Origin of the sequence: Pseudomonas sp. R38(2017), from assembly GCF_002112395.1 — a bacterium.
Taxonomy (GTDB): domain Bacteria; phylum Pseudomonadota; class Gammaproteobacteria; order Pseudomonadales; family Pseudomonadaceae; genus Aquipseudomonas.
This window is the reverse complement of record NZ_NEHN01000003.1, coordinates 127,384-144,606: the sequence shown is the minus strand read 5'-3', so window position 1 is coordinate 144,606 and position 17,223 is coordinate 127,384. Positions and strand designations below refer to the sequence as shown.

The window sequence follows — 17,223 nt, the reverse complement described above, 5'->3', positions numbered from 1 at the left end:
GGAAAAGTCATGGAATTTTTGAACGCCTTTTCCCACCTCGACTGGCAGCAGGTGATGCACCTGACCTGGCAGCACATCACCCTGGTCGGCATCGCCGTCAGCCTGGCGATTCTCATCGGCGTGCCGCTGGGTATTTTGATGACGCGCTTCCCGAGTCTCGCTGGCCCGCTACAAGCCAGTGCCACGGTGCTGCTGACCGTGCCGTCGATTGCGCTGTTCGGCCTGCTGCTGCCGTTCTACTCGAAATTCGGCCAGGGCCTCGGCCCGATGCCGGCGATCACCGCCGTATTCCTTTATTCACTGTTGCCGATCATGCGCAACACCTACCTCGCCCTGACCGGCGTCGAACCGGGCATCCGCGAAGCCGCACGCGGCATCGGCATGACCTTCGGCCAGCGCCTGCGCATGGTCGAGTTGCCGATTGCCGTGCCGGTAATCCTCGCCGGTGTGCGTACCGCCGTGGTGATGAACATCGGCGTGATGACCATCGCCGCGACCATCGGCGCCGGCGGCCTCGGCGTACTGATCCTCGCCTCCATCAGCCGCAGCGACATGTCGATGCTCATCGTCGGCGCACTGCTGGTCAGTCTCCTGGCGATCTTCGCGGACTTGTTTTTGCAGTGGCTGCAACGCTCTTTGACTCCAAAAGGATTACTCAAATGATCGAACTTCAAAACCTCAGCAAGACCTTCCAAAGCAACGGCAAAGATGTGAAAGCCGTGGACTCGGTGAGCCTGACCGTCAATGAAGGCGAAATCTGCGTATTCCTCGGGCCATCGGGCTGCGGCAAAAGCACCACGCTGAAAATGATCAACCGCCTGATCAAGCCGACCTCCGGCAAGATCCTGGTCAACGGTGAAGACACCACCGACCTCGACGAAGTGACCCTGCGCCGCAACATCGGCTACGTGATTCAGCAGATCGGTCTGTTCCCGAACATGACCATTGAAGAGAACATCGTCGTCGTGCCGAAACTGCTCGGCTGGGACAAACAGAAATGCCACGATCGCGCCCGCGAATTGATGAGCATGATCAAGCTTGAGCCCAAGCAGTATCTGCATCGTTATCCCCGTGAACTGTCCGGCGGCCAGCAGCAACGGATCGGCGTGATCCGCGCGCTGGCAGCAGATGCACCGCTGTTGCTGATGGACGAACCGTTTGGTGCGGTGGACCCGATCAACCGCGAAATGATCCAGAACGAGTTCTTCGAGATGCAGCGCGCGTTGAACAAGACCGTGATCATGGTCAGCCACGACATCGACGAAGCGATCAAACTCGGCGACAAGATCGCGATCTTCCGCGCCGGCAAGCTGTTGCAGATTGATCACCCGGACACCCTGCTCGCCCATCCGGCGGACGACTTCGTCAGCAACTTCGTCGGCCAGGACAGCACACTCAAACGCCTGCTGCTGGTGAAAGCCGAAGACGCGGCGGACAACGCGCCGTCGGTGAGCCCGGAAACCCCGGTGGCGGATGCGCTGGAGCTGATGGATGAACATGACCGCCGTTATGTGGTGGTCACCTGTGCCGAGAACAAGGCATTGGGTTACGTGCGACGTCGCGACCTGCACCGTCAGACCGGTACATGCGCGCAATTCCTGCGCGAGTTCAACGCCACGGCCGCCTATGACGAACACCTGCGCATTCTGTTGTCGCGCATGTACGAGTTCAATCGGGCGTGGCTGCCTGTGATGGATGCCGAGCGGGTTTTCCTTGGCGAAGTCACCCAGGAGTCGATTGCGGCGTACCTGAGTTCGGGTCGTTCACGCGGAATGAAGACCAATATCGTGTCGCCGGCCGAAGCGGTGGCCTGATCAAAAGCAAAAGGGCTGTTCGACAGCCCTTTTTTTCGACCGCCGGAAACTCAAGGCCGGGATTTTCCTACCGACGATGAGCCGGCAAGAAATATCAACACACCCGAGAGCCGAACCCGGCCGATTTTGCCAGCCTGAACCAGCAACTTCCCCCTCATCTGCCTTTCTCGCCGCCAACGTCGCCGATGTTGAAGTGATCGTAGTTATCCATGACTTGGCATACATCAGCATCGAACGTGCAGGTATTTTTAACACCTGAAAATTATTGCGGAACATCTGACCGTCATCTCGGTCGGGTACAAAGAGTGATATCCGCGACGTACGTCAGAAGCGTGCAAAAACGCGACATTTTTAGTTGATCTCAGGCCCCTCACGCCCTAAAGTTCGCGCCGAACGTCCATGCTGGAAACGATCCATCCGGCTCAAGTACTGACGACGAGACAGCAAGGCCAAGGGAAAGAAAGACTACATTTCCCATGGCCTTTTTGCTTTCGGCGACATGCCTTGGGAAGTAGGCGAACCAAAGTGGGGATACGGAGGGCGTTCATTTGCACCCATTGATTTCACGAGTTTGCCCATAGGAGCTCCCAAGTATGTCGATCCAGGTCGAAGACTATTTCGCGCGCGAAACCTTTCAGAAAATGAAGGCGTTCGCCGACAAACAGGAAACCCCGTTCGTGGTGATCGACACCGCGATGATCGCCCAGGCCTACGATGACCTGCGTGCCGGTTTCGAATTCGCCAAGGTCTACTACGCGGTCAAGGCCAACCCGGCCGTCGAGATCATCGACCTGCTCAAGGAGAAAGGCTCGAGCTTTGACATCGCCTCGATCTATGAGCTGGACAAAGTACTGAGCCGTGGCGTCAGCCCGGACCAGATCAGCTACGGCAACACCATCAAGAAATCCAAGGACATTCGCTACTTCTATGAGAAGGGCGTACGCCTGTTCGCGACCGACTCGGAAGCCGACCTGCGCAACATCGCCAAGGCTGCGCCGGGCGCCAAAGTCTATGTGCGCATCCTGACCGAAGGCTCGACCACGGCCGACTGGCCACTGTCGCGCAAGTTCGGCTGCCAGACCGACATGGCCATGGACCTGCTGATCCTCGCCCGCGACCTGGGTCTGGTGCCATACGGCATTTCGTTCCACGTCGGTTCGCAACAGCGTGACATCAGCGTCTGGGACGCGGCGATCGCCAAGGTCAAAGTGATCTTCGAGCGCTTGAAAGAAGAAGACGGCATCCACCTGAAGCTGATCAACATGGGCGGTGGCTTCCCGGCCAACTACATCACCCGCACCAACAGCCTGGAAACCTACGCCGAAGAAATCATCCGCTTCCTGAAGGAAGACTTCGGTGATGACCTGCCGGAAATCATTCTGGAACCGGGCCGTTCGTTGATTGCCAACGCCGGCATCCTGGTCAGCGAAGTGGTACTGGTCGCGCGTAAATCCCGCACCGCCGTCGAGCGTTGGGTTTATACCGATGTGGGCAAGTTCTCCGGCCTGATCGAAACCATGGACGAAGCGATCAAGTTCCCGATCTGGACCGAAAAGAAAGGCGAGATGGAAGAAGTCGTGATAGCCGGCCCGACCTGCGACAGCGCCGACATCATGTACGAAAACTACAAGTACGGCCTGCCGCTGAACCTGGCGATCGGTGATCGCCTGTACTGGCTGTCGACCGGTGCGTACACCACCAGTTACAGCGCCGTAGAGTTCAATGGCTTCCCGCCGCTGAAATCGTTTTACGTGTAAGCACCTTACCCGTAACGCGAAAAGCCCATGACATGTCATGGGCTTTTTTATGCTTTACAGTCGGGTCATTTTGACCAACTGGTTCGACATGCTTTGCACATCGTCCAACGGCACCTTGAGCATCGGCAGCGTAGATTTCGCCCGCGCCATCGTCATCGTCGGGTAATGACTTCTGAGCATCTGTTGCGCTTCATCCAGCATCCAGGTCATCCGAAAGCAGAAATCGCTGAGATTGTTCGCCGCACTGGCAGCGCGTCGACGCAGATTGAACAGAAACTCGACATGTTCTTTGGACAGCGCGATTCGCTCCTCCTGCGAATACAACCGGCCCGGCACATAAGTCGTACCGGGTAATCCCATTTTACCCAGGCCGTAATAGACTTCGATCTTGGCGACGGGTTCATCGCAGGAACAGATGGGCATCGTCAAACACTCGATGAAACGTACGAAGATGCTGTGGATCGATTCAGCCAGGCTGGTCACCTGGGTTTTGAAATTCAACACCGTGCCCCGGTATTGCTCCAGTCGTCGATCCATTTCCCGCAGCACATCGATGATGCTTGCGGCGGGTGCATTGCCCCAGACAGGCGACCTTACCAATGAAAATTGCCGTGGATCGATAGTGTCAATCGCCTCTCGGCGATTGTCGGCATTTGAAACAGTGGCCTGAAACTCTTCAATAAAGCCGAATACCTCAAGTAACACCCGCGCGGAATTGCTGCCAAGCAACGGTGTTGCTTCCTGTATCGCCAGCCAACACGCTCCATTGGCTTGTGCCGCCAGCCTCAGGCTTTGAATATTTGGTGGGGACAGCATGGTGTGCCCTTGTCGTTCAAAGCTTTTACTAAACTCAGTCATTTCCTGTAAGGCAGGGGGTAGATCCTGCAGAAACTTCACATACTGCTTCAATGCAGCGAAGTTTTTTTCTGCCAGTAAATATTCAAGCATCAGCCTCTCCTTGGTCTGATCGAACTTTTGTTGCCGATGGAACCGTGCCCATCGGCAATCCTGCGCCGGACTCTGATATCACACACAAACACAGAGCACGGCCTGCCGGCAGAATCAGCGCTGCGGTAATGACAGCGGATCAACGAAAGCGATAAACAGTGGCGCATGCTGTTTCAATGCGGCACTGAGTGCATCAAAGTCGTCCAACCGCTCGACATTGATCGCATCGCGCAATTGCTCAAAAGCATTCACGGCAGGACGGTAGGTGGCGGCATATTCGGCGCGACAGTCTTCCATGACATGAATGGCCGTCAGGTACGCGACCTTGCCTTGCGAATCACGGATACCCGAGCGCTCACGTTCGATATCAGCCTGCACGCCATCGACTTTCAGCTTCAGCTTGTCGCTCTCGCGAATCATGTCCAGAAAGCGCACCGATTCGCCGATGCCGATGAGGGTTCGCTTCAGTTGATCGATGGCCGCCATCACCAGTTTGATTTCCGGCGGAGCCAGGCCCAGCTCGGTTATCTTGGCGATAGTCAGTTCAACATCCTTGCCGAGTTTCTCGATGCCACTTTTTTCCAGAAGAGTGACCCCGTCATTGATGATCTTGCGTTCAGCCGCAAGCTCTGCAAGTTTGCCCTCCAGTTGGGCAATTTCAGCATTGGCCACAAGCGCGTCGCGCTGAAAATCAGCGATGTAAGCCTGCGTCAGGCGAACATCAAACCGTGCATCAATGTTGCGCAAGGCGCTTCCCACCAAAGATGCCTGCTTGGTCATCGCAGAGGAGATCGAACGCAAAATGTCCTTACGCTCATCATCGATTTCTTCAATGACCTCAGGATCGGTTTCTTTTAACCGGTCCTTCTCGTTGCGGGTGAGACGTCGCAGGCTGTTTTGCAGATCATTCACACCCGACTGTGCCGAATCCTGCAATTGGCTTTGGCATTGTCCCATGCCAATCACGATTCGCTTGAAGCGGTCAAAAAGATCGGGCAGGTAACCCAGTCGGGTTTTCAAGACTTCTGCCTGAGTGCGGGCTTCACGCACCTGTTCAATAGAGGATGTCAGGGTGGCAACGTCCACAGGCGAATAGCTCACTGTGGTGTTGATACCGATCACACGCGAGGCACGCGTGCTGAACGAATAGTTGCGCTCGTATTCTGCATCAGCTTCTTTGAAGACCTGGATAAGCTTGTCCGAGTCGGTCTCGATGGCTTTCCATGGCAACACGACTTCTTCGAATTCGGTCCCGAAGATCCGCAGGCTCAAGGCGTCGTTGACTCGGTTCATCGCCGCTACCGAGTTGGAGATGTGCACGTACAGGCTTTTCCAGACATGTATCAGGTTCTGCGTGGCAATGTCAGCATCAATCGCCACGATCATCAGACTTTGCAGGTCATGCTTGACGCGGGCAAGGGAACCGAGCGTCTGATTCATACTCGCCAGCAGCTGGATATCCCGCTCCTGTTCGGCATACAACGCGTTGCGTGCAGCACGAATATTTTCGGCCTCTACCCCCATGTAGATAGCCATGGCCAGGCCCACGATGTTCATCCCGGCTGCAGACTTCAATGCCTCCTGAACCGCCGCCTTGTATTCAGTGTTTTTGATATCAATTTCTTTAGCACGATTATCAATATTGTTCTTCAATACTTTGACATTCTCTGCCAACGTACTGCTGTCAATCAGCCCGACCCGAAGTTTTATGCCGGGCAGAACATGCTCGCGCAGATCATAACCAAACATATCCAAATCATTTTTTATGCCCTGCACATCGCTCAGGTTTTTATTGATCCTCTCGAATATCCGTTGCAGGTAATAACCCAGTGTCGCGACCGTATCAGGGTCAATTTCAATATCCGGAAACTTGTCACCCAGTTCGATTTCCAGCGCCTTAAGCTGAGCGAGTGTTTTAATCTTGTTTGCCTTGAGGAACGCGACAGAATCATCATCGTTCAAGACTTCCTGAATCGATTTGCCATAATTGAGCATGCTGCTGGCAAAGCTCTTCAGTCCTTGTCCGGTCATCATGATGCGTTCACGCAACGGCGACCAACGTCTTGCGTGGTTGCGGGTGTTGACGAAGGTCGAAAGGAAATCAGTCGGGTTTAAACCTGGGCCACCGTCCTGCCCGGCGCCGAAACGCAGATAATCAACGACATCCTTCAGGGTATGTGGAAGCGCCAGACCGGCCGCTTCATATTTACGCAAATCAATGATCTGTTTCTTGGTGAGGAGAAGTCCGCGGTCACGCACGACATCGTCCCCCTCGGAAACCGATGCATCACTGAGTAACTTAGGCGCTGCCGCCGCCATCTGCATAACTTGCTCAGGCGAGGCGTTATTCAGGGCATCGCCCCATAAGCTGGAAGAAGACATGATCATTCCTTTAATCAGTTTTAAGTTAAGTTAAATCAACAAGAAAGTTAAAGCAGACAAGCCTCAACTATTCCAAGCGAACTTAAACATAAAATCCAAACTTAAAGAAGCGCACCACACCTTCAATTTATTTAAAAAGAATAACAACAACTAGACACACGAATCGAAACTTCGAACAGCTCGTTTTGTTTGACTAGACGGCCATGTGTTCTGCGCGCTCTTTGTACTCTTGAGCCAATGCTTGAATAGCAGGGTGCGATGCGCTTTCCAAGGTCTGGGCAGCCACATGGAGAAACACAGCATGCCCCCCGCACATCGCCTGGCGGTACCATTTCAACGCCTCTCTTATCTGTGAGCGCTCGGCCAGAACACTGGCATAACTGAACTGGCCACGGAAGTCGCCGCTCTGCGCCGAGCGGCGATACCAATCGAAGGCTGCGGCCGGGTCAGCGCGGCAATGACGTCCCTCTTCAAGATACCGACCGAGCAGGTTCATCGACTTGGCGTGCCCCGACTCGGCGGCCTGACGATAAAGCGCCAAGGCTTGCGGCTGATCCACAGCCACCCCGCGCCCGGTCGCCAGCAGATTGGCGAGGTTGTACATCGCCCAGTCCAGCCCGGCGTCCGCTGCAACGCGATAATGCCTGGCGGCAACCGCTGCGTCGGCCACACAACCCCATCCGTGTTCATGACAACGGCCGAGCATGTTGCGCGCCATCAGATGCCCCTGCCCTGCCGCGATTCCAAACCAGCGCAGCGCCAACGGCTGATCCTGAGCAATCCCGTGACCATCAAGAAGGATCTGTCCGAGCAGCGCCTGCGCCTCCAGCACGCCCTCACCTGCCGCCAGCAGAATGGCCTGGGCCGCACGTGCCGGACTTTCTGCAAGCATGGCGGTGAGCCGTTCGCCGTCGAGGACTTCTTCGCGGCGCAAACGAAAGTCCGCCACTCAGACCTCGACCCAGCGACGCAGCAGGTTGTGATAGGTGCCGGTCAGACGGATCAGCGAAGGGTGATCGGGCATGTCCTGGGTCAGTTGCTGGATCGCACCGTCCATCTCGAACAGCAAAGCGCGCTGGCTGTCTTCGCGCACCAGACTTTGGGTCCAGAAGAACGAGGCATAGCGCGCGCCGCGAGTGACGGCGTTGACCTTGTGCAGGCTGGTGCCGGGGTAAAGCACCATGTCGCCGGCGGGCAGTTTCACGCGCTGGGTGCCGTAGGTGTCCTGGATCTCCAGCTCGCCGCCGTCGTAATCCTCGGGCTCACTGAAGAACAGCGTGGCCGACAGATCGGTGCGCACCCGCTCGATGCTGCCCTTGGGCTGGCGCACCGCGTTGTCGATGTGAAAATCGAAACTGCCGCCCGCCGTGTAGCAGTTGAGTAACGGCGGAAATACTTTGTGCGGCAGCGCAGCCGACATGAACAGCGGATTTTTCCACAGGCGTTCAAGCATTGCCGCGCCGATTTCCTTGGCCAGCGGATGGCCTTCGGGCAGTTGCAGATTGTGCTTGGCCTTGGCCGATTGATAGCCAGCGGTGATCTTGCCATCGGCCCAGTCGGCCTGTTCCAGAGCCTCGCGGATGCGCCGCACTTCGTCTTTCTCGAACAGAGCGGGGATGTGCAGCAGCATGTCGAAGTCACCTGATGGCAAAGAGACGGTAATGGTATTGATTCTTATTGGCTGTGTAAAACCCGCTAGACGAATGAGTCGGCAAAAACCGTAAGGTTAAATTGTAAAGAATGTAAATTTGTCGCGAATAACAATATTTCGCAATTGATACGAATACCTGTTTACCCTATATTCCGCCGCCTCAAATCCTTGGGGAGGGGAAATAGAAATGGCACGTCAACACGCACAATTACCAGTGAGTTCACCACGTCTGCTCGCTTCCGCCATCGGCGTGGCAATCACCGCCGGCTCCGCTGGGCACATGGTGTTCGCCGCTGAAAAGACCGACAGCAAAGCCTCCGGCAATGCCATCGCCCTGGACGCCACCGCCATCACCGGCGAAGCCCTGGACTCGACGTCCTACCAGGTCGAGAAAGCCTCCTCGCCCAAGTACACCGCGCCGCTGGTCGATACGCCGCGCTCGGTCACCGTTATTCCGCAGCAAGTCCTGAAGGACACCGGTGCCCTGAACATGCAGGATGCGCTGCGCACCGTGCCAGGCATCACTTTTGGTGCCGGTGAAGGCGGCAACCCGCAGGGCGACCGTCCGTTCATCCGTGGTTTCGACGCCCAGGGCGACACCTACCTCGACGGCGTACGTGACACCGGCTCCCAGAGCCGCGAGATCTTCGCCGTGGAAAACATCGAAGTCAGCAAGGGCCCGAACTCCGCCATCGGTGGTCGCGGCGCGGCAGGCGGCAGCATCAACCTGGTGAGCAAGAAAGCGCATCTGGGCAACTCGTTCGACGGTGGTTTCACCTGGGGCTCCGACCAGACCCAGCGTTACACCCTGGACGGCAACTACCAGTTCAGCGACACGGCTGCCGGCCGTCTGAACCTGATGAGCCACGAGAGCAACGTCGCCGGTCGTGACAAAGTCGACTACGACCGCTGGGGCATCGCGCCGTCCCTGGCCTTCGGCCTGGGCACCGACACCCGCGTCAACCTCGATTACTACCATCTCGAAAGCAACGACACGCCGGACTCGGGCATTCCTTACACCATCCCGGCCGGCGGCTCGGCGGCGCGTACCAAGTCCAACCCGGACAAACCGTACGCCGGCGGCGATCACAGCAACTTCTACGGTCTGGACCGCGACTTCCGCAAGGGCCGCACCGACACCGCGACCTTCGCCATCGAGCATGACCTGAGCGACTCGCTGACGATCAAGAACACCCTGCGTCACGGCACCAGCATGCAGGATTACATCCTGACCCAGCCGGACGACAGCAAGGGCAACGTCAACAACGGCAGCGTCTGGCGTCGTGCTAACACTCGCGTGAGCAACACCGAGACCACCACCAACCAGACCGACCTGTTCGGCAACTTCTACCTCGCCGGTTTCAAGAACAGCTTCTCCACCGGTGTCGAATACACCCGTGAGGAAAGCAGCAAATCCTCGTACAACGTCAACACCGATACCACGCCGCGCACCTCGGCCGTGACCACCAACTGCAACCCGGGCCTGATCGGCGCTGCCAGCGGCTACAACTGCACCTCGCTGTCGAACCCGAACCCGAACGATCCGTGGAACGGCGCAATCTCGCGCAACTACGCCGGCACCGACACCCAGTCCGATACTTACGCGCTGTATGTATTCGACACTCTGGAGCTGTCCCAGCAATGGCTGGTGAACATGGGCCTGCGTTACGACCACTTCGAAACGGGCTACAACACCTACAACAACGCTGGCCGCACTACCTCCAAGGGTTCGGACACCAGCGAGTTCGTCACCGGTCAGTTCGGCATCGTCTACAAACCGGCCGAGAACGGCAGCATCTATGCGTCCTACGCCACCTCCGCCACACCGCCGGGCAACACTCTGGGTGAAGGTCAGGAAGGCAACCCGCTGGGCGGCACGCCGGATCGCAACGGCAACCTGCTCAAGAGCGACATGGAGCCGGAAACCACCAAGAACTACGAAATCGGTACCAAGTGGGATCTGCTGAACGATCGCCTGTCGCTGACCGCCGACATCTTCCGCACCGAGAAAGAAAACGCGCGTGTCCAGGTTGATACCACCTCGTACGAAAACGCCGGCAAGACGCGTGTACAAGGTATCGAGTTGTCCGCCAGCGGCAAGATCACTGACAAGTGGCAAGTGTTCGCCGGCTACGCCTACATGGACAGCGAACAGGTTGACGGTGGTGACCTGCCGGCCAACAAGGCCAACAACGGTAACGAGCTGCCCAACACGCCGAAAAACAGCGCCAGCCTGTGGACCACTTACCAGGTCACGCCGAAGCTGACCATCGGTGGCGGTGCGTTCTACGTGGATGACGTATTCGGCAACGTGGCCAACACCACCATGGTCGATTCCTACGTTCGCTACGACGCAATGGCGGCGTACAAGCTGAGCAAGAACGTCGACCTGCAACTGAACGTGCAGAACCTGACCAACGAGACCTACTACGACAAAGCCTTCTCGACTCACTTCGCCAATCAGGCGGCGGGCCGTACGGCATTGCTGAGCACCAACTTCCACTTCTGATCGATGTGGAAACCTGTGGGAGCGAGCTTGCTCGCGAAAGCGGTGGGTCAGTGACGTAGATGCTGACTGATACGACGCCTTCGCGAGCAAGCTCGCTCCCACAAGGTATGCGCCCACAAGGCTCGGCCCCGTTCATTCATTTGAGCGGGGCTTTTGTGCGTAATAAAGAACGTTTCTCGATAAGCCACGGCATAATGCACGCCGTGAACACAATTACCGAACGGACAAGGCAAGCGACGTGTTGAAGAAAACCCTGTTCCAGTTGCACTGGTTTTTTGGCATCACTGCCGGGCTGGTGCTGGCCCTGATGGGCATCACCGGCGCTGCCTATTCGTTCCAGGACGAAATTCTCAAAGCCCTCAACCCCTCCGTGTTGCAGGTCGAGAAACAGGTCGCCGGCGTCCTGCCGCCCGCCGATCTGGTGGCGCAGATGGAAGCAGCCTCGGGCAAGAAAGTCTCGATGCTCTCGGTCGAGACCGAAAGCGGCAGCGCCGGACGCGTCTGGTTCACTCCGCCCAAAGGCGAGCGCCGGGGCGAGATGCGTTATTTCGATCCGTACACCGCCGAGTTCAAGGGCGACGCCACCGGCCAGGACTTCTTCGGCCTGATGCTGCAGCTGCACCGGTTCCTCGCCATGGGCGATACCGGTCGCAACATCACCGGCGCCTGCACCCTGATGCTGCTGTTCTTCTGCCTCTCGGGCCTATACCTGCGCTGGCCGCGCCAGTGGAACAGCTGGCGCGTGTGGCTGACCCTCGACTGGAAGAAAAAGGGCCGCAGCTTCAACTGGGATCTGCACTCGGTGTTCGGCACCTGGTGCATGCTGGTTTACCTGCTGCTGGCACTGACCGGACTGTCCTGGTCCTACGAGTGGTACAACAAGGGCCTGACCAAATTGCTGTCGGATGCGCCGCAAAACGAGCGCGTGCGCGGTGGTCGTGGCCCGGCCCCCGAAGGTCCGGCGCCGACCGCCGATTACGCCGCGATGTGGGTCAGCATCTACAGCGCCGCAGGTCCGGGCCTCGCTTCCTACAACATCCGCATGCCGCCGGTGGCCGGCCAACCGGCGACCGTGTTCTATCTGCTCGACAGCTCGCCCCATGACCGCGCGCTGAACCAGATCACCCTCGACCCGGCCACCGGCGTCGTCAAACGCGTCGACCGCTACGCCGACAAGAGCTTCAAGGCGCAATTGCTGACCAGCATTTACGCGTTGCACGTCGGCAGCTATTTCGGCCTGGTCGGGCGGATCATCGTCACCGTCGCGGCGGTGTTGATGCCGCTGTTCTTCATCACCGGTTGGTTGCTGTACCTGGATCGCCGACGCAAGAAAAAGCAGATCAAGGATGCCCGCAAAGGCCTCGACCAACCGGCCGGCGATACGCCGGCGTGGCTGATCGGCTTTGCCAGCCAGAGCGGTTTTGCCGAGCAACTGGCGTGGCAGACCGCCGGCCAGTTGCAGGCGGCCGGGTTGCCGGTGAAGGTGCAGCCGTTGGCGAATGTCAGCGAGCAGGATCTGCGCGAATCGAACAACGCGCTGTTCGTGGTCAGCACCTTCGGCGACGGCGAAGCGCCGGACAGCGCTCGCGGTTTCGAGCGCAAGGTGTTGAAGAACGCCTCGCCCCTCGACAGCCTCAACTACGCGGTGCTCGGCCTCGGCGACCGTCAGTATCAACACTTCTGCGGTTTCGCCCGGCGCCTGCATCAATGGCTGGGCGAGCACGGCGGCAAGACCCTGTTCGCCCCGGTGGAAGTCGACAGCGGCGATCCTTACGCCCTGCGTCACTGGCAGACCCAACTCGGCCTGATCACCGGGCAAGCGCCGGTCGACACCTGGCAGGCGCCGAGCTACGAGAACTGGACGCTGGTGCGCCGCGAGCTGATGAACCCGGACAGCGCCGGCGCCCCGGTTTTCCTGCTCGGCCTGACCGCGCCGACCTCCCGTAGCTGGCTGGCCGGCGATCTGGTTGAAGTGCTGCCACGCAACTGCCCGTGGGCGATCGAGCATTTCCTCGACGGCCTCGGCATCCGTGGTGAAACCAGCGTGAAGGTCAATGGCCTGGAAGAGTCGCTGGAAGTCGCCCTCGCCACCCGCCAGTTGCCCGAGCACCGCGCGCATCTGGTGGGCCTGCATGCTCAGGCACTGGTCGATGCAATGGTGCCGCTGGCGATGCGCGAATACTCGATCGCCTCGATTGCCGCCGATGGCGTGCTGGAGCTGATCGTGCGTCAGGAACAGCATGCCGACGGCAGCCTCGGCATCGGCTCCGGCTGGCTGACCGAGCATGCTCCGGTGGGTGGCAGCATCAGCCTGCGGGTACGCCGCAACAGCGGTTTCCATCTGCCGAATGCACCGGTGCCGATGATCCTGCTGGGCAACGGCACCGGCCTTGCCGGACTGCGCAGCTTGCTCAAGGCGCGGATCGCCGACAATCAACAGCGTCAGTGGCTGCTGTTCGGCGAACGCAATCGCGAGCACGATTTCCTCTGTCGTGCAGAGCTGGAAGAGTGGTTGATCAATGGCGATCTGGAACGCCTCGATCTGGCGTTCTCGCGGGATCAGGCCGAGAAGATTTACGTGCAGGATCGCCTGCGCGAATCGGCCGACGAGTTGAAGAAATGGCTGGCGGACGGTGCAGTGATCTACATCTGCGGCAGCCTGCAAGGGATGGCTTCGGGCGTCGACCTGGCGCTGCATGACATCCTCGGCGCCGAAGAAGTCGAACGCCTGATCGAACAGGGTCGCTATCGCCGCGACGTTTACTGACCATAAATAACAACTGTGGGAGCAAGTTCGCTCCCACAGTTTGTTTGCGCTGAACTCAGGTCGGCTGTAACTTCTGCTCAAACACCGCCACCCCGTTCAGATCGCGCAACACCACGCTCATCTCCCCGCTCTGCCCCTCGATATTCACCTCGCCAAAAAACTGGAATCCGGCAAACGGTGAGGCGTTTTGCGTCGGCGGCGCTTTCTGGAACACCACTTCCGGGCCAAAGGTCTTGTCCAGCGGATTGGGTCCGAAACTCCCGGCATTCAACGGGCCTGCGACAAACTCCCAGAACGGTTCGAAATCCTGGAACGACGCGCGATCCGGGTGATAGTGATGCGCCGCGCAGTAATGCACATCCGCTGTCAGGAACACGAAGTTGCGCACCTGATGTGCCCGCAGGAACCCGAGCAATTCCGCGACTTCCAGCTCTCGACCCTGAGCCGGGCCGGGGTCTCCGTTGGCCACCGCTTCCCAACGCGGCACGCCGGGGCTGACTTCACCGTCCGGCACGCCAAGACCGATCGGCATGTCAGCAGCGATGACTTTCCACTGGGCTTTTGAGGCCTTCAATCCGCGCTTGAGCCAGTTCAGTTGCTCGCGCCCGAGGAACGGTTTTTCCGCCCCAAGATTGTCATCGTTGGCGCCGCGATAGCTGCGCATGTCGAGCACGAACACATCGAGCATCGGCCCGTAGCTCAGCTTGCGATAGATCCGCCCGCCACCGTCCGCTGCCTGACGGCGCATCGGCGAATATTCGAGCCAGGCCTGACGCGCGCGCCCGACCAGGGTGTGGATATCTTTTTCCTGATAGCGCTCGTCGAGCTGTTTGCCCGGCGACCAGTTGTTGACCACTTCATGGTCGTCCCACTGCCAGATCTGCGGCACTTCGGCGTTGAAGCGGCGGATGTTTTCATCCATCAGGTTGTAGCGGTAATTACCGCGATAATCGTCGAGGGTCTGGGCGACCTTGCTCTTGGCTTCCGTGGTGAGGTTGCGCCACACGCGGCCACCTTCGGTGGTCAGTTGCGCCGGCACCGGGCCGTCGGCGTAGATGGTGTCGCCGCTGTGGATAAAGAAGTCCGGCAGGCGCAAACGCATGGATTCGTAGATGCGCATGCCGCCGATATCCGGATTGATGCCGAAGCCCTGGCCGACCGTGTCGCCGCTCCAGACGAATCGGATATTGCGTCGCGCCGTCGGTGTACTGCGCAAGTGGCCGAGCCACGGCTCACTGGCGACGCCGGTCTGGGCGTCCTTGAAATACACGCGATAGAAAATCGCCTGATCCACGGGCAACCCAGTGAGCTCGACGCGGGCGGTGAAATCGCTGCGGGCATCGGCCAGCGCGGAGATGACGCGCCGAGGATGGTGGAACTGACTGCGGGTGTCCCATTCCACCACCATCCGCGCCGGGCGGTCGCTGCGGCTCCAGATCATCGCCCGGTCGCCCTGCAGGTCGCCGGACTGCACGCCATCGGTGAGTTGTGGTCGATCCTTGGCCGAAGCAATGACTGCCGGGGCCAGCCCCGGCATCAGCAAACCGGCGCCGACCACTTGCATTACACGCCGGCGACCGAGGTTGAAATCGCTCATGCTGTTCTCCCTGAAAAAAGGAAAACTTAACCATCACCAGATGAAGCGGGTATGACACCTCAAGCGTTGGCCGGCTCCAGCGCCAGCTCGACGGCCTCCGGCCGCTTGACCAGCGCATATACCACCGCCGTCAGCAGGCTGCCCGCGACAATCGCCAGCAGATACAGCAGCGCATGGTTGATCGCGTTCGGGATCGCCAGCACAAACAGGCCACCGTGGGGCGCCATCAGCTTGCAGCCGAAGTACATCGACAGCGCACCGGTCAGCGCACCGCCGGCAATGCTCGCCGGGATCACCCGCAACGGGTCTTTCGCGGCAAACGGAATCGCCCCTTCGGAGATGAAGCACAAACCCAGCACCAGCGCCGCCTTACCCGCCTCGCGCTCGGTCTGGGCGAACTTGCGTCGGGCGATGAAGGTGGCGATGCCGAGACCAATCGGCGGCACCATGCCGGCGGCCATGGTCGCGGCCATCGGTGCATAACTCTGCGAGGCCAGCAGCCCCACCGAGAACGCGTAGGCAGCCTTGTTGATCGGCCCGCCGAGGTCGACGCACATCATGCCGCCCAGCAACACACCCAGCAGGATCGCGTTGGTGGTGCCCATGCTGTCGAGGAAGTGCGTCAGCGCCGCGAGCATCCCGGCCACCGGTTTGCCGACCACGTAAATCATCACCAGCCCGGTGATCAGGCTGGCGAACAGCGGGATGATCAGAATCGGTTTCAGCGCTTCCAGACTTTGCGGCAATGCCACATAACGACTGATCAGCTTCGCCGCATAACCGGCAATGAAACCGGCGACGATCCCGCCGATGAACCCGGCGCCCAACGTACTCGCCAGCAAACCGCCAATCATTCCCGGCGCCAGGCCTGGACGGTCGGCAATCGACCAGGCGATGTAACCGGCCAGCAACGGCACCATCAATTTGAACGCGGTCTCGCCACCGATCTGCATCAGCGCCGCCGCCAGCGTACCTTCTTCCTTGAACGCGGTGATGCCGAACACGAACGACAAAGCGATCATCAGACCGCCCGCCACCACCATCGGCAGCATGAACGACACGCCGGTCAGCAGGTGTTTGTAGACGCCGCTTTTCTCCTGTTTGGCCGGGGCCTTGCCGTCGCTCGCGGCACTTTCCTGCTTGCCTTCGGCCAAGGCTTTTTTCAGCGTGGCTTCAGATTGCTTCAACGCAATCCCGGTGCCGCAGCGGTAGATTTTCTTGCCGGCGAAACGCTCGGTGGCGACCTCAATGTCAGCCGCCAGCAGCACCACGTCAGCCTCGGCAATCGCCGCTGCGCTCAGCGGGTTTCGCGCGCCGACCGAGCCCTGGGTTTCGACTTGCAGGTCGTAGCCCAGACGCTTGGCGGCTTGCTGCAAGGCTTCGGCGGCCATGAAGGTGTGGGCGACGCCAGTCGGGCATGCAGTGACAGCGACCAGGCGCGGCGCTTGGGCGCTGGCAACCACGGGCGGCGTTTCGGCAGCGACGTAAACCTCGGCCTCGACGGCGCCGCGCCGCAGCACGTCTTCGACATCCTGCAGGGCTTGCGCCGGCGCGATCCGGAAGACTTTCTTGCCGATGAACCGGGTCATGTCCACAGGTCCAGTGGCCACCAGCAAGACCCACTCGGCGGCCTCGATGGTGGCCGCCGACAACTCGCGTTCCGGGTGCGCCGCATCCACCACTTCGACGCTGGTGCTCCAGCCCTGACGCTGCGCTGCGGCATCCAGCAGCCGGGCGCACAGCACACTGGTGACCATGCCGTTCGGGCAGGCCGTGACAATGGCTAATTTCATGACAA

At 59.2% G+C, this 17,223-nt stretch carries 11 protein-coding genes; 5 read left to right on the top strand and 6 right to left on the bottom strand.

Going from position 1 to position 17,223, the window contains the following annotated elements:
• Window positions 1-9 precede the first annotated feature (9 nt).
• The 3 genes from CAF87_RS07425 to CAF87_RS07415 all read left to right on the top strand — a co-directional run bounded on the left by CAF87_RS07425 (window position 10) and on the right by CAF87_RS07415 (window position 3,571).
• The gene (locus CAF87_RS07425; RefSeq protein ID WP_085729571.1) at window positions 10-663 is read left to right on the top strand and encodes an ABC transporter permease; all 654 of its coding nucleotides are present in this window, start codon (window positions 10-12) and stop codon (window positions 661-663) included.
• Window positions 660-1,814, top strand: coding sequence for a betaine/proline/choline family ABC transporter ATP-binding protein (locus tag CAF87_RS07420; RefSeq protein ID WP_085729570.1), 1,155 nt, complete (start codon window positions 660-662; stop codon window positions 1,812-1,814). Before CAF87_RS07425 ends, CAF87_RS07420 begins: the two co-directional genes overlap by 4 nt.
• A 593-nt stretch (window positions 1,815-2,407) precedes the next feature.
• Entirely contained in the window at window positions 2,408-3,571 is a 1,164-nt protein-coding gene (locus CAF87_RS07415; RefSeq protein WP_039769212.1) for a type III PLP-dependent enzyme, read from the top strand.
• Between the two features lie 54 nt (window positions 3,572-3,625).
• On the opposite strand, the gene CAF87_RS07410 is transcribed toward CAF87_RS07415, so the two are convergent.
• The 4 genes from CAF87_RS07410 to CAF87_RS07395 all read right to left on the bottom strand — a co-directional run bounded on the left by CAF87_RS07410 (window position 3,626) and on the right by CAF87_RS07395 (window position 8,531).
• Window positions 3,626-4,519 carry a hypothetical protein gene (locus CAF87_RS07410; protein WP_085729569.1) on the bottom strand — a complete coding sequence of 298 codons (894 nt, stop codon included), beginning with the start codon at window positions 4,517-4,519 and terminating at the stop codon, window positions 3,626-3,628.
• Window positions 4,520-4,633: 114 nt separating this feature from the next.
• The gene (locus CAF87_RS07405) at window positions 4,634-6,901 is read right to left on the bottom strand and encodes an alpha-xenorhabdolysin family binary toxin subunit A (RefSeq protein ID WP_085729568.1); all 2,268 of its coding nucleotides are present in this window, start codon (window positions 6,899-6,901) and stop codon (window positions 4,634-4,636) included.
• Window positions 6,902-7,094: 193 nt separating this feature from the next.
• Window positions 7,095-7,850: a tetratricopeptide repeat protein gene (locus CAF87_RS07400; protein ID WP_256575854.1), complete on the bottom strand. Its 756-nt coding sequence runs from the start codon at window positions 7,848-7,850 to the stop codon at window positions 7,095-7,097.
• Entirely contained in the window at window positions 7,851-8,531 is a 681-nt protein-coding gene (locus CAF87_RS07395; RefSeq protein ID WP_085729567.1) for a Fe2+-dependent dioxygenase, read from the bottom strand.
• 208 nt (window positions 8,532-8,739) lie between these two features.
• Between CAF87_RS07395 and CAF87_RS07390 the strand changes: the two genes are divergently transcribed.
• Window positions 8,740-11,061: a TonB-dependent siderophore receptor gene (locus CAF87_RS07390; RefSeq protein ID WP_085729566.1), complete on the top strand. Its 2,322-nt coding sequence runs from the start codon at window positions 8,740-8,742 to the stop codon at window positions 11,059-11,061.
• 238 nt (window positions 11,062-11,299) lie between these two features.
• A complete protein-coding gene (locus CAF87_RS07385; RefSeq protein ID WP_085729565.1) occupies window positions 11,300-13,828 on the top strand; it encodes a sulfite reductase flavoprotein subunit alpha in 2,529 nt (842 codons plus the stop codon).
• A 55-nt stretch (window positions 13,829-13,883) separates the two neighbouring features.
• On the opposite strand, the gene CAF87_RS07380 is transcribed toward CAF87_RS07385, so the two are convergent.
• On the bottom strand, window positions 13,884-15,425 hold the full coding sequence (locus tag CAF87_RS07380) for an alkaline phosphatase (protein ID WP_085729564.1): 1,542 nt from the start codon (window positions 15,423-15,425) through the stop codon (window positions 13,884-13,886).
• Window positions 15,426-15,484: 59 nt separating this feature from the next.
• Window positions 15,485-17,218, bottom strand: a complete 1,734-nt coding sequence (locus CAF87_RS07375) for a PTS fructose-like transporter subunit IIB (protein ID WP_085729563.1) — start codon at window positions 17,216-17,218, stop codon at window positions 15,485-15,487.
• Between the last annotated feature and the right edge of the window lie 5 nt (window positions 17,219-17,223).